At 66.0% G+C, this 13,278-nt stretch carries 11 protein-coding genes and 1 riboswitch; of the genes, 9 read left to right on the forward strand and 2 right to left on the reverse strand.

Going from position 1 to position 13,278, the window contains the following annotated elements:
- The 3 genes from AAGA11_17420 to AAGA11_17430 all read left to right on the forward strand — a co-directional run.
- Positions 1-377: Ig-like domain-containing protein (locus tag AAGA11_17420; protein ID MEM9604647.1), on the forward strand; the 377-nt coding region annotated here is incomplete at its 5' end.
- Between the two features lie 327 nt (positions 378-704).
- Entirely contained in the window at positions 705-1,025 is a 321-nt protein-coding gene (locus AAGA11_17425) for a ribbon-helix-helix domain-containing protein (GenBank protein ID MEM9604648.1), read from the forward strand.
- An 85-nt stretch (positions 1,026-1,110) separates the two neighbouring features.
- A riboswitch (cobalamin riboswitch) is annotated at positions 1,111-1,333 on the forward strand.
- 84 nt (positions 1,334-1,417) lie between these two features.
- Positions 1,418-1,663, forward strand: coding sequence for a hypothetical protein (locus tag AAGA11_17430; protein ID MEM9604649.1), 246 nt, complete (start codon positions 1,418-1,420; stop codon positions 1,661-1,663).
- 18 nt (positions 1,664-1,681) lie between these two features.
- Here AAGA11_17430 and AAGA11_17435 read toward each other — a convergent pair whose 3' ends face one another.
- A complete protein-coding gene (locus AAGA11_17435) occupies positions 1,682-2,497 on the reverse strand; it encodes a methyltransferase domain-containing protein (protein ID MEM9604650.1) in 816 nt (271 codons plus the stop codon).
- 99 nt (positions 2,498-2,596) lie between these two features.
- Between AAGA11_17435 and AAGA11_17440 the strand changes: the two genes are divergently transcribed.
- From AAGA11_17440 to AAGA11_17455, 4 genes are all read left to right on the forward strand, one after another.
- Positions 2,597-3,310 carry a pseudouridine synthase gene (locus tag AAGA11_17440; GenBank protein MEM9604651.1) on the forward strand — a complete coding sequence of 238 codons (714 nt, stop codon included), beginning with the start codon at positions 2,597-2,599 and terminating at the stop codon, positions 3,308-3,310.
- A complete protein-coding gene (locus tag AAGA11_17445; protein MEM9604652.1) occupies positions 3,307-4,344 on the forward strand; it encodes an MBL fold metallo-hydrolase in 1,038 nt (345 codons plus the stop codon). Before AAGA11_17440 ends, AAGA11_17445 begins: the two co-directional genes overlap by 4 nt.
- A 56-nt stretch (positions 4,345-4,400) precedes the next feature.
- Complete coding sequence (gene lon, locus AAGA11_17450) at positions 4,401-6,794, forward strand: endopeptidase La (GenBank protein ID MEM9604653.1); 2,394 nt, start codon at positions 4,401-4,403, stop codon at positions 6,792-6,794.
- Positions 6,795-7,608: 814 nt separating this feature from the next.
- The gene (locus AAGA11_17455) at positions 7,609-9,030 is read left to right on the forward strand and encodes a malonyl-CoA decarboxylase (GenBank protein ID MEM9604654.1); all 1,422 of its coding nucleotides are present in this window, start codon (positions 7,609-7,611) and stop codon (positions 9,028-9,030) included.
- Between the two features lies 1 nt (position 9,031).
- Here AAGA11_17455 and AAGA11_17460 read toward each other — a convergent pair whose 3' ends face one another.
- Positions 9,032-10,054 (reverse strand): GlxA family transcriptional regulator, encoded by a 1,023-nt coding sequence (locus AAGA11_17460; GenBank protein MEM9604655.1) that lies wholly within the window; start codon positions 10,052-10,054, stop codon positions 9,032-9,034.
- Between the two features lie 186 nt (positions 10,055-10,240).
- Here AAGA11_17460 and AAGA11_17465 point away from each other — a divergent pair, with 186 nt between their 5' ends.
- A complete protein-coding gene (locus tag AAGA11_17465; GenBank protein MEM9604656.1) occupies positions 10,241-12,256 on the forward strand; it encodes a hydantoinase/oxoprolinase family protein in 2,016 nt (671 codons plus the stop codon).
- The gene (gene ltaE / locus AAGA11_17470; protein ID MEM9604657.1) at positions 12,253-13,266 is read left to right on the forward strand and encodes a low-specificity L-threonine aldolase; all 1,014 of its coding nucleotides are present in this window, start codon (positions 12,253-12,255) and stop codon (positions 13,264-13,266) included. Before AAGA11_17465 ends, ltaE begins: the two co-directional genes overlap by 4 nt.
- Positions 13,267-13,278 lie beyond the last annotated feature (12 nt).

Consider the following 13,278-nt stretch of genomic DNA (forward strand, 5'->3'; position numbering starts at 1 on the left):
GCACTTTCAACGTCGCCTACAGCGTCGACGACGGCCGCGGCGGCACCGCGTCCGCCACCGTGGTCGTCACGGTCAACCCGCCGGCCAACCAGCCGCCCACCGCCACCGACGACGCCATCGCGCTCGCCAGCGGTGCCAGCGGCGCGGTCAGCGTCGCCGACAACGCGACCGACCCCGACGGCGACCCGCTCAGCTACGCGATCACCAGCACCGGCGGCCTGCCGAGTGCCACGGTCAACGCCGCCGGACTCGTCAGCGTCACCGCACCGGCTGTCACCGTGTTGACAACCTTCAATGTCGGCTACAGCGTCGACGACGGCCGTGGCGGCACCGACACGGCCACCGTGGTCGTCACGGTCAACCCGCCACCGCCCTGACGCCGACGGCGACGGCGACGCGGGCTGCCCGAAGGCGTGCACCCTGTCGAAGCTGACGGGCTCACGCGACCCCTGTCGTGTGTGTACTCACGGTACCGGGTCCGGTGCAGGGCTTCGACCGGCTGGCGCAATGCGAAACGCTGAAAAAAAGGCGTACGCGGCTGGATAAGCGATTGTAACGTGTCCATACTTGCGCTATGCGTTAGGATAACCGCGTTCGCAACGTTGCAATCCCCGTCTCACACGCCGCACGGGCCTGCACAAGCGACACGCGTTGCGCCGACAACACACGACACCGTGCACGGATACGCACACGAGGAGAACACCATGACCGCGACGGAGCAGCGAGAAGACACCGCCTCACTGTACGAGAGCACACGTCGGTCCGTCCGATTGCGTGGCTCGGTCACCAGCATCCGCCTGGAGAACGGCTTCTGGCAGGTGCTCGGCGAGATGGCAGAAGCGGACAAGTTGTCTCTCCCGCAGCTCATCAACAAGTTGCATAACGAGCTCGACGACACGCAAATCGAGTCACGCAACTTCGCGTCGTTCCTGCGCGTGGTCTGCGCGCAGTACCTCACCGACAAGGCGCAACCCGAACCGCCTCCCCTGGCCACCGAACCCGCGAGCGAGCTGACCGAAAGCTGATTTCAGCGCACACGCCCGACCACGGCACCCCGCGCGTGGCGCGTCGGCCACGCACCCGGTCGCGCACGGACTTGCAGCCAGAGCGCGTCCGGTCCACAGTTACGGTGCGATGTGTGTTCCCTTCGGGATTAAAACGGGAATCCGGTCACGTGCCTCTGCACGGCAAGCCGGAGCTGCCCCCGCAACTGTAGTCGTCAGCGCGCCCTGAACGCGCACCCAGGTAGAGTCACTGGGCCCCAGTCGGGCACCGGGAAGGCCACCATCCGGGGACGAGAGCCAGGAGACCTGCCGCATCGCGTTGTCCAACCTGTCGGGCGGGGTGCACCGACACGCACGCAGACACCGCGCGCGTATCGCCCCTTGTCCGGCCCTCTGGCAGCGGGGCGCGCCTGATGAACCACACCTCCCAATCGCACGCCGAGCGCACCGCGCGCGCGGCATTTCTGAATTGGTTGCTCTGCCTCCCGCAGGGTGCCAACCGCTCAGCTGAAGCCCGAGAATTGCTGGGCTACATCGACACGCTGGACGCCGACAAACTCAACCAGACGGTCGAGGCGTTCCGGCGCCTGCTGGTGCAAGCGACCCAGACCGCACCGCTGCCGACCCGCGCACGTCGCGACCGCAACCGCGCCCACTGAGCGAAGCGCGCAGCCGAGTCAGGCCTGAGCGCGCCGTGCAATCAGGTGGAGGTAGCGCGCCAGTCGCCAGTGCGGCTCGCGTTGTTCGAGCCACCGCTCGAGCGCCTCGAGCGTGTCCAGACCGCGGGCCTCGGCGAGCGCAGGTGGCAGGAAATCGAGGATCGCCCGGACACCGAAGCGGTGCTCGACCTCGAGGCCGGCCGCCTCGAGCCAGGCACTGACGGTTGCCAGCTCGAGCGCGTGAGTGGGCGTCAGGCCACCGGCCGTACCGGGTTGCGGCGGTGCCTGGGCACGTCGGAAGTTGCCGCGTATCAGATTTCGGTGTACCAGAGCTGCGTTGTTGTAGAACAACAAGCACAGCGCCCCCCGAGGGGCCAATAGAGTGGACAACAACCCGATCGCCTGCTCGGGGTCGGTCATCCACTCGAGCGCCGCGTGGCAACACACCACATCGAACCCACCCGCGTCGTGCACCAGTTCGCGGTGGCGCGACTGGACCGAACCGTGCAGACACCGCAGGCGAAGACCGCTTTGCTCGGCACGCGTTTCAATGTGCGCCACCATGCGCGCGCTGATGTCCAGCGCCGTCACCCGGTGCCCGTCGGCGGCCAGTTGCAAGGCCACCTGCCCGAGACCGGCACCCACGTCCAACACCGCGCACACGCCGCCATCGTGCGGCAGCACCGTGTTGCGCAGTTGACGGACACTGGCGGACAAGCGCAGTTGCCCCTTGAGGCCACCGTGGACACGGTCAGCCAGGCGTTCAAACAAGTCGTCGAAATTGCGTCCGTCCGCCGACACGCTCACGTCCGCCTCGTGTTGCCGCAGTAACATGGACTGCTCTGTGTGCCAGCGGCCGATCGCGTGGCAAGTCGCTTGGACGGCCAACCACGCGACCCCGCTCCCGGCGCCGGCCCTGAGGTACCATGGCGCATGCCCACCGAGACCGACACGGCCATCCTGTTTGAAGACGCGCATTTTATCGCAGTCGACAAACCCGCAGGCCTGTTGGTGCACCCGAGCCACATCGACGCCCGCAACAGCGACACCCTGGTCACCCGCCTGGCGTCACAGACCGGGCTGCGGTGTGCCCCCGTTCACCGGCTGGACCGCGCCACCTCGGGCGTCATGGTCCTGGCCAAACACACCGAAGCGGCCAGTCGCTTGAGCGCGGTGTGGCCGACCGGCGTCCGCAAGCAATACCACGCCGTCGTGCGCGGCCACATGACCACGGCAATCGAGCTGGCGCACCCGGTGCGCGACCGAGACACCGGCGCACGACGCGACGCGACCACGCATTTCACCCCGCTCGCGCACGCCGAAATCGACGAGCACGTCGACCGGTACCCGACCACACGCTACAGCCTGGTGCAGGCAGAGCCGATGACCGGTCGGCGACACCAGATTCGACAGCACCTGAAACACCTGAACCACCCGATTCTCGGTGACACCAGTTACGGCAAATCGGTCCACAACCGGTACATCGCCGAGCGCTTCAACGCTCACCGTTTACTGTTGATGGCCAAGCAGCTATCGTTTTGCCACCCCTTCAACGGCGACCTCGTTTGCCTCGAGGCGTCTCACGACGCCGCGTTCCAGCGCGTACTCGATGGCCTGCCTTGGTGCCCCACAGAGACAGCCGGATGACCGACGCCCCAGACGCCCACGCCGTGAGCTGGCACTGGGAAGACAGCCCTGCGCCCGGCAGCATCACCCCTGTGGTCGAGGGCGTCTCCTTGTTCCGCCTGCCGCTGCCGATCCGGCTGAACCACATCAACGTCTACCTCATCGACGACCCCGACGGACTGGTGGTCGTCGATGCGGGCTACAACACCGCGGACTGCAGGGCACACTGGGACACGTTGCTTGCGCAGCGAGACCTCGGCGCCGACCCGCGCGTGATTTGCACCCACTACCACCCCGACCACTACGGCCTCGTGGGTTTCCTCGTCGAACGGTACGGCTTTCGGGTGATCATGCCGCAAACCGAGTGGATCGTTGCCGGCTTCCTCGCACGCGCCGGAGACGATCAGATCGCCAGAGCGAGCCAGGATTTCTACCGGCGGCACGGCATGGACAACGCGCGATTGAACCAACACGCGGGGCGGGGCAACGCCTACCGTGCGTCAGTGCACAGCGTGCCACCCGACTACACGCGCATTGCCGACGACGACGAGATCACGCTCGGCGGTCGGCGGTTTCGCGCCATCACCGCGGGCGGCCACACCCCGGAGCAGCTCTGCCTCTTTTGCGCGGCAGACAACCTGCTGCTCTCGGCCGATCAGATCCTCCCCCGGATCACGCCCAACACCTCGGTGTTTTCCTACAACGCCGGGGCCAATCCGCTTGGCGAGTTCCTCGCCGACTTTTCGAAATTCGGTGCGTTGGACAATGACACGCTGGTGCTGCCAGGCCACGACAGGCCTTTCCGCGGTGTCAAGCGGCGCATAGACGCACTCGTGTCACACCACGACGCGCGGCTCGAGGACGTGCTCGGTTGGTGTCGGGAAGAGGCCCGCACGGCCTGCGACCTGGTGCCACTGATGTTTCGTGCCGACCTCGACCTGCACCAGCAGATGTTTGCCATCGGAGAGATCATCGCACACCTCGTGCTGCTGCAGACGCGCGGCCAGCTCGAACGCACCGAACACGACGGCGTCTGGGCCTACCGCGCGACTTGAATTGCAGGCCGCGCGGCCCAATTGTCCCCGTTCACGCCCGCTCGAAGAGCCCTGCCATGAACGAAGACGCCGCACGGGGTGAGTTGCTCGACGCCGCAGACCCGGACGAGGCCAACGCCAAACCACTCGCGCTGCCCGACGACGCCCTGCCCGAGGAACTCGTCATCCTGCCGGTGTACGGGCGTCCGTTCTTCCCGGCGCAGGTTCACGCGATCACGATCGACCGGGAGCAATGGGAGCCGTCGCTGAAGGCGGCGCTGGAACATCCGATGCGCGTGGCGGGCCTGATGTACTGCGGTGAATCTCCGTCAGATGACGGCACCGTGACCTTCCACGACACCGGCACGGTGGTGCGCATCCACCACGTCGCAAGCGACGACGATCACCTGCAGTTCATCGCGCAGGGGGTGCGTCGATTCACCGTCAACCAGTGGCTCAATGACAGCGCGCCCTGGCGAGCCAGCGTGCACTACCCGGTGACGAAATCGGCTGACAGCAACGAGGTCAAGGCCTACGCCATGTCGCTGATCCAGGCGATCAAGGAGCTGGTCAACATCAACCCGCTCTACAACGAGGAGGTGAAGAACTTCCTCACCCACTTCAACCTCAATCAGCCCTCTCCGTTGGCCGATTTCGGCGCCGCCGTCACCACCGCTGACGGCGACGAGCTGCAACGCGTGTTGGACACGGTCAAACTCCTGCCCCGCATGAAGCACGTAACGGTGCTGCTGCGAAAGGAAATCGAAGTCGCACAGCTGCACCAGCGCATCGAGAGCGAAGTCAACCAGCGTATGAGCTCCCAGCAGCGCGAGTTCTTCCTGCGCGAGCAGCTCAAGGTCATCCAGACCGAGCTTGGCATATCCAAGGACGACCGCACCTCGGACATTGACGATTTCACTGCACGCATGGACGCCGTGACACCGCCCGAGCACGTCAAGAAACGCTTTGACGAAGAGATCAAGAAGCTCTCTCTGCTCGAGACAGGCTCACCCGAGTACGGCGTCACACGCAACTACCTCGACTGGGTCACGTCGGTGCCGTGGGGCGTGCACTCGGAAGACAAGCTCGACATCCGCCATGCGCGACAGGTGCTCGACGACAGTCACGCAGGCCTTGCCGATGTCAAGGACCGCATCGTGGAGTTTCTGGCCGTCGGCGCGTACCGCGGCGAAGTCAGCGGCTCCATTCTGCTGTTGGTGGGACCGCCGGGTGTCGGCAAGACCTCGATCGGGCGCGCCGTCGCGGATGCGCTCGGCCGCGCGTTCTACCGTTTCAGCCTGGGGGGCATGCGGGATGAAGCCGAGATCAAGGGCCACCGCCGCACCTACATCGGTGCGATGCCGGGCAAACTGGTGCAGGCACTGAAAGACGTCGAAGTCTCCAACCCGGTCATCATGCTCGATGAAATCGACAAGATTGGTACATCGTTTCAGGGTGACCCGGCCTCGGCCCTGCTCGAAGTGCTTGACCCGGAGCAGAACAACGCCTTTCTGGACCACTATCTGGACCTGCGCGTCGACCTCTCGAAAGTGCTGTTCATCTGCACGGCCAACCAGCTCGACACCATCCCGCGGCCCCTGCTCGATCGCATGGACCGGATCTCCCTGTCGGGCTATATCGCCCAGGAAAAATTCGATATCGCCAAGGCACACCTGCTCCCGCGGGTGCTGAAGCGCGCCGGTCTGAAAAAGCGCGAACTCAAGATCAGCGACGCCACGCTCCGCCAGATCATCGAGGGCTACGCGCGCGACGCGGGCGTGCGCAACCTCGAAAAACTGTTGCAGCGCATCGCGCGCAAGGCCGTGGTGGAGATTCTCGAGCAAGGCGCAAAGGGGGTCAGTGTCACGGGCAAGAACCTGCAGCACTACCTCGGCGCCCCGCTCTTTCGCCCCGAGGAGGTGCTCAAGGGCGTCGGCGTGGTCACCGGCCTCGCGTGGACCGCGTTGGGTGGTGCCACCCTGCCCGTAGAGGCCAGTCGCGTTCACGACGCTGCGCGGAGTTTCAAGCTGACCGGCCAGCTTGGCGACGTCATGCGAGAATCCGCGGAGATCGCCTGCAGCTATGTCACGGCCAACGCCGACCGCTTCGGCGCTGATCCGGCCTGGTTCGACACCGCCGCGTTGCACGTGCACGTGCCCGAGGGAGCCACACCGAAGGACGGGCCCAGTGCTGGCGTCACGCTGACCACCGCGCTGCTCTCACTTGCCACCGGTCGGCGCATCAAGCGCAAGCTCGCCATGACGGGCGAGCTGACGCTGACCGGCCAGGTGCTCGCCGTCGGCGGTATTCGGGAGAAAGTGATCGCCGCACGCCGCAGCCGGATCTTTGAAGTCATCCTGCCAGCAGCCAACCGATCCGAGTTCGACGAACTGCCCGAGCAGATCAAGACCGGCGTCACGGCGCACTTTGCCCAGACCTACCAGGACGTGTTCGACGTGGTGTTCAACTGACACACCACGCGCCGATGTGACAGGCAAAAAAAAACCCGCCTCAACGGGCGGGTAAGTGTGCGTCTTCCGTAACGCCATCGTTTTTGTCGTTATTGCAGGGTTCCATGTGACGGTGTTCTCGCCGCGTCCATGCGGCAGGGGGAGTAGTGAGATACCCGCTGCGCTGTACCCTCCGGCTTCGACCCGAACCCCCTGCGAGTGGCTGGCCAGGCGCCGGCGCCTGTTGAGTGTATCGGTGTACTACTCAAATGCTTTAGCCGACGTGGGCACCCGACCCTGCCCGCTATCGGCCACCCGGAGACCGTGTTGACCGCCCGTTTACCTGCGTTTGCCGGATTCAGACAGCGGTGTGGACGGCGACAGCTTCAGATCAATCAGATCAATGACTTAGGCGTGACGCCGCCGCATTACGGAGCACCCATCGCATCCCGGACACCGCAGACACGGGCCAACATCGCACGCCATTCGGCTGGGAGCTGTTGAACCAGACGGATGTTGCGTCGCACAAAAAAGTCCGTTTTGGCGTCAAAATGAAGGCACTTGGTAGCGATAAAATGCAAACAGTAGGGCAAATGTGCACCATATTTTTATAATTTAAATCAGCTACTTGCAGCTACTGAACCGCTATCGTTACTGTTAATCCATGAATGAACGTCACTTGACGCATTGCACAACGTTTGGTACAGTTACCTCACTGTCGGCAATCCCGGTGGGTAGCCGGCACCTCCTCCATCCTCCTTTTGGTGTTTTGCCGCCTGACTCAGGCGGCATTTTTTTTGCGCTTCCAAAACGTTGACAGCCGACGACGACGCCGATGGATCAAGCCGCCCAGCACCCGAGTTTCTTCGCCCGCACCTTCGACGGCCTGGCCAAGCTGTGGCGCCAGACCAGCGCAAAAGGCGATTCCACCGAGCCGTTGAAGATCAGCCCCTACCTGCACGAGGAGGAGCAACAGCACCTGCTCGCGCTGATGCACGATTGCCTGACCGGCCGCGGTGGCGAGGTGTCGGCGCGTCACCGTGCGGTCAAGCTCGGCGAGACCTACCTGCTGCTCAACGCCGAAGGGCGTCAGAAGATGCTGCAGTTGCTCGCCACCCGCTTTCCGCTGGACCGCGAGGCGATCAACGACGCGGTGGTGGGCCTGTTCGATTCGGACACGCCCGGGCGCGAACTGCAGGCGGCGCAGACCTTGCGCAACTGCCTGCGGCCAGCCCACCTGCGACTGCTCACACAGTTCAACGCCCTGCCACAAGGCGTCAAGTTCCTCGTCGACATGCGCGCTGACCTGATCACGTGCGCGTGCGACGACCCGGCGCTGCAAGCGCTCGACGACGATTTGAAGCGCCAGCTGAAGAGCTGGTTCGACGTCGGTTTCCTCGAACTGCGTCAGATCACCTGGGACGCCTCGGCCTCGACGCTCGAAAAGCTCATCCACTACGAGGCCGTGCACCGCGTCTCCGGCTGGGATGACCTGAAAAACCGTCTGGCCGAGGATCGGCGGTGTTTTGCCTTCTTTCACCCACAGATGCCGGACGAGCCGCTGATCTTCGTCTGGGTCGCGCTGCTCGAGCGGATTGCCGACAACGTCCAGGCCATCCTCGACCCCGAGCGGCCAACCGTCGACCCCGAAACCGCCAACACGGCCATCTTCTACTCGATCTCCAGCACCCAGGCGGGCCTCGCCGGCGTGAACCTCGGCGACTTTCTGATCAAGCGCGTGGTCGAGCACCTCAAACCCGAGCTGCCCGCGTTGAACACCTTCTCGACGCTCTCACCGATTCCGGGATTCCGGCGGTGGGCGCAGTCGTACCTCAGGTCGGCCGAGGCGCAGGCTGAGCTCGACGCCGCGCCGCCCGAGATGGCGTTGTTTCACGCGGAAAAACCCGTCGCCGAGTGGCTGACGGACGGCGACTGGCTGGCCGACGCGGCCGCACGCGAGGCGGCGGAAGCCGTGATGGTGCCGCTCTGCGCACGCTACCTCTGCGAACAGAAGCGCAAGAACGGCGCCTCGGCACTCGACCCGGTGGCCCACTTTCACTTGAGCAACGGCGCGCGCGTGCACCAGATCAACCGCTACGCAGACCGTTCCGAACGCGGCATCGCGCAATCCTACGGGCTGATGGTCAACTACCTCTACCAGCTCGACGCGATCGAGGACTCACACGAGGACTACGTCGAAAACGGCATCATCAGCATGTCGGACGCGGTCAAGGACCTGCTGCCTCAGTCGAGCTGAGTCACCACAGCGTGCGCACCTGACGGCGGGCCTCGCGCGGCGTCTGGTTGAACAACGCTCGAAAGGACTGGCTGAAGTGCCCGGCGGTGGCAAAACCGCACGCGAGGGCAATCTCGATGATCGGCAGGCTCGTCTGCTGCAGCAATTGCATGCTGCGATTGAGTCGCAGGTTCAGGTAGTAGCGCGACGGCGTGGTGTCCATGTACCGGCGAAACAGCCGTTCGAGTTGACGGCGAGAGATGCCGACGGCGTCGGACAGTTCGGTCGCGGACAGGGGCTGCTCGACATTCGCCTCCATCAGCTCGATCGACTCCAGCAGTGCCGGGTGGCTGACGCCGGTGCGCAGCCGCAGGTTCATGCGCTGCGGCTCGCGCCCGAGCCGAATGGCGCTGTGGATCAGCATTTCAGAGACGTCGGCCGCGAGCTCCTTGCCGTGCTGGTCCTGCACGAAGGCCAGCATCATGTCCATGGCGGCGGTGCCACCCGCGCAGGTGACGCGGTCCCGGTCGCGCTCGAACAGCTCCTGCGAGACGACGATGTCCGGGAACTCCTCGACGAAACCCGGAATGTTCTCCCAGTGCAGGGTGCAGCGGTAGCCCTGCAACACCCCGGCGCGCGCCAGCAGGTAGGTGCCCGTGTCGACCGCCATCAGCGTGGACCCGGCCGTCGCATACCGCCGCGCCCAGGCGTAGGTGTTGCGGTCGCGGTAGTTGAACGGGTCGTGCGGCCCGCAGACCACGGCGATGTCGGCGGTCCCGCCGTCGAGCTGGCTGCCCTCGACCGGCACGCTGAGGCCGTTGTTGGCCAGGGCCGGATCGCCGTGGGTGGAGTAGAACTGCCAGCTGAAGCGTTGATCACCGCGCAAGCGGTTGCTCAGGCGCAGCACCTCGAGCACCGAGATGAAGGGCATGAACGCGAAGGTGTCCACCAACAGGAAATGCACGTGCGTCTGGGCCCGTCCCGGGTACACGCCGAAACTCCGGAGGAAATCCGGTGCGGGACTGTCGCCGCGTTCAGTGCTCACTGCGCCCCCTCGGTGTCAGTTCGGTGGATGAAACGGCCCGCACAGCAGGCACCCTCATCTTGCAACACACTTGCCGAGCGAAAGTGACTTCGAACCGAAAGAGTCAGGCGTATCCATGACAGTGTGCTAGGCGCCGGAGTTTACAATCATCTGTAGCGCAATCGACGACTTTTTGATGGCTCCGGCATGGCACTCAAACTCGGTATAGACACCGGTGGCACCTACACCGATGCGGTGTTGCTCGACCCCAACCAGCAGGTGGTGGCGGCCGCCAAATCGCTGACCACCAAGCAGGACCTGTCGATCGGCATCGGCGGGGCGATCGCCGCCGTGCTGCCGAAAGCGGCGGGGCAGCACATCGAACTGGTCTCGCTGTCGACCACACTGGCGACCAACGCCATCGTCGAGGGCGAAGGCGAGCCGGTCTGCCTGATTCTGGCCGGCTTTCGCGACAGCCACCTGACGCGTCAGGACCTGCGCGACACGCTGCTCGGGCAGCCGATCGTGCTGATCGACGGCGGCCACGGCGCCCACGGCAACGCGCTGCGGCCCCTCGACGTCGAGGCGCTCGAGCGCGCCATCGCCGAGCACGGGCCCACGGTGTCCGCGTTCGCCGTTTCGAGCGTGTTCGCGGTGCGCAACCCCGAGCATGAAATCGAGATGCGCGACACCATCACACGGCTCAGCGGGCTGCCGGTGTCCTGCGGCCACCAGTTGAGCGCTGCGCTCGACGCGCCGCGACGCGCCCTGACGGCGGCGATCAACGCCCGCCTGCTCGGCATCCTCGATCGGCTGCTCGGCGCCTGCCGGGCCATCCTCGATCAGCACGCGATCACCGCGCCGCTGATGGTTGTCAAGGGGGATGGCTCGCTGATCGGCAGCGAGGTCGCCGCCGCCTGCCCGGTCGAAACCATCCTCTCCGGCCCGGCGGCGAGCCTGGTCGGCGCAAGCCACCTCAGCGGCGCACAGACGGTGTACGTGTCCGACATGGGCGGCACCACCACGGACGTCGCGCGGCTGGTCGACGGGCGGCCGCGGCTCGACCCCCAGGGGGCGCTGGTCGGCGGACACCGCACCATGGTCGAGGCCGTCCACGTCCAGACCTACGGTCTCGGCGGCGACTCGCTGATCCAGTTCAACCGCGACACCAAGGACCTCGACATCGGACCGCGCCGCGCCGTGCCCGTGAGTCTGCTGGCGCGCGAATACCAGTCGGTGATGCCGGTGCTCAGGCAGCAGGCCGAGAACCCCTGGCCACGCACCTGGGACGGGCAGTTCGTGCTGCGCAAGCGCGCCCTGCCCGAGGGCATGCGCCTGTCGCCAAAACAGCGTGCGGTCTGGGACCGACTCGGCGACGGGCCGGTCGCGCTCAGCGACGTGTTTGAAGACCAGACCCTCGACCACACCCTGGCGCGACTCGAAGCCCTGGGCCTCGTGATCAAATCGGGCTTCACCCCGAGCGACGCCTGTCATGTGCTCGGCCTGCACACCGCCTGGGACAGCGAGGCGGCCGAGCTCGCGGCCAACGCCGTGCGCCGCTACGCCGAGGGCAACCTCGGGCCCCGCTGGGACAGCGTGCAAGCCCTTTGCGAACATGTGCGCGACGCCGTCGCGACGCTCACCGCAAACTGCCTGATACACACCGCGCTCGGCGACACGCTCTCGCCCGGCCAGCCCGGACAGGACGGCAAGGTACCGCTCGCGCAGCAGACGCTGATCGACCTCAGCCTCACGCCGCCGACCGACGCAAGCCTGAGCTTCGCACCGAAACTGCACGACCCGGTGGTCGCGCTCGGCGCTCCGGTGGTCAACTACTACCCGGCTGTTGGCACGCGTTTGCACACCGACGTGATCGTGCCCGAACACGCGCACGTCGCCAACGCCGTGGGCGCGGTGGTCGGTGTTGTCCGTCAACGGGCGAGCGCCACCATCAGCGCCCTCGACCGCAGCCACGTGCGTGCCCATGCACCGTCGGGCCAACGGGACTTCGACGACCTCGAGGCCGCCGCAGCCTGGTGCCAGGCCGAGACCGAAGCGCAAGCGCGCACCCTCGCCCGCGCGGCGGGCAGCCACGTGGTCGACATCGACTCCGAGCGCGAGGACAACGTGGTCGAAAAGGACGGGGAACGCGTGTTCTTCGGCAGCCACATCACCAGCACAGCGACCGGCAGGCCGGCGACGCTGCAGGAGCCTGCCGCATGATCGACCTGCGCAGCGACACCGTGACCCAGCCCTGTGCGGCGATGCGCGCCGCAATGGCCGATGCCCCGGTGGGCGACGACGTCTACGGCGAAGACCCGAGCGTGATCGCGCTCGAGTCGGAGGCCGCTGCGGTGACCGGCAAAGCGGCAGCGCTGTTTGCCGCCAGCGGCACCCAGACCAACCTGCTCGCGCTCATGAGCCACTGCGAGCGCGGCGACGAGTACATCGTTGGCCAGGACGCACACACCTACAAGTACGAAGCTGGCGGCGCTGCCGTGCTGGGCAGCATTCAGCCGCAGCCGCTCGACTTCGACGCCGAGGGCCGCCTGCCGCTGGCCGCGGTCGAGGCCGCGATCAAGGTGGACGACCCGCACTTTGCGCGAACCCGCCTGCTGGCGCTGGAGAACACCCAGCACGGCCGCGTGGTGCCGCTGGACTACCTGCAGGCTGCACGTGAACTGGTCGACCGCCGCGGCCTGGTGTTGCACCTCGACGGCGCGCGCGCCTGCAATGCAGCCGTGGCACTCGACACCGCACTCGCCAACGTCTGCGCGCCCTTCGACAGTGTGTCGATCTGCCTCAGCAAGGGCCTGGGCGCACCCGTCGGCTCGGTGCTGTGCGGCAGCGACGACCTGATTCACCGCGCCCGCCGCTGGCGCAAGATGCTTGGCGGCGGCATGCGCCAGGCCGGCGTGCTCGCGGCGGCCGCACGCATCGCGTTGCGCGACGGCCCCGGCTGGATGCGCGACGACCACCGCCGCGCAGCGCACCTGCATCAGCGCCTGAGCCAGTTACCCGGCGCGACCGTGCGCGACACCTGGCAACACACCAACATGGTGTGGCTGGATTTCGACAACGGTCTCGGGCCGGCACTGCAGTCACATTGCCGCGAGCACGGCGTGGTCATCAGTGTCAATGCCAACAGCGCACGCCTGGTGTTGCACCGCGACGTCGACGACGGCGGCGTTGAACAGGCCGGCGACGTGATCGCTGCGTACTTCAACGCCTGAGCGGCACAGGCA

Source organism: Pseudomonadota bacterium (genome assembly GCA_039196715.1).
GTDB lineage: Bacteria > Pseudomonadota > Gammaproteobacteria > CALCKW01 > CALCKW01 > CALCKW01.

Excerpts from the sequence above, each read along its gene's own strand:
- AAGA11_17455 (MEM9604654.1), top strand. The coding sequence starts at position 7,609 with ATGGATCAAGCCGCCCAGCACCCGAGTTTCTTCGCCCGCACCTTCGAC.
- AAGA11_17425 (MEM9604648.1), top strand. The coding sequence starts at position 705 with ATGACCGCGACGGAGCAGCGAGAAGACACCGCCTCACTGTACGAGAGC.
- lon (MEM9604653.1), top strand. The coding sequence starts at position 4,401 with ATGAACGAAGACGCCGCACGGGGTGAGTTGCTCGACGCCGCAGACCCG.
- AAGA11_17440 (MEM9604651.1), top strand. The coding sequence starts at position 2,597 with ATGCCCACCGAGACCGACACGGCCATCCTGTTTGAAGACGCGCATTTT.
- AAGA11_17465 (MEM9604656.1), top strand. The coding sequence starts at position 10,241 with ATGGCACTCAAACTCGGTATAGACACCGGTGGCACCTACACCGATGCG.
- AAGA11_17445 (MEM9604652.1), top strand. The coding sequence starts at position 3,307 with ATGACCGACGCCCCAGACGCCCACGCCGTGAGCTGGCACTGGGAAGAC.
- ltaE (MEM9604657.1), top strand. The coding sequence starts at position 12,253 with ATGATCGACCTGCGCAGCGACACCGTGACCCAGCCCTGTGCGGCGATG.
- AAGA11_17435 (MEM9604650.1), bottom strand. The coding sequence starts at position 2,497 with ATGTTACTGCGGCAACACGAGGCGGACGTGAGCGTGTCGGCGGACGGA.
- AAGA11_17430 (MEM9604649.1), top strand. The coding sequence starts at position 1,418 with ATGAACCACACCTCCCAATCGCACGCCGAGCGCACCGCGCGCGCGGCA.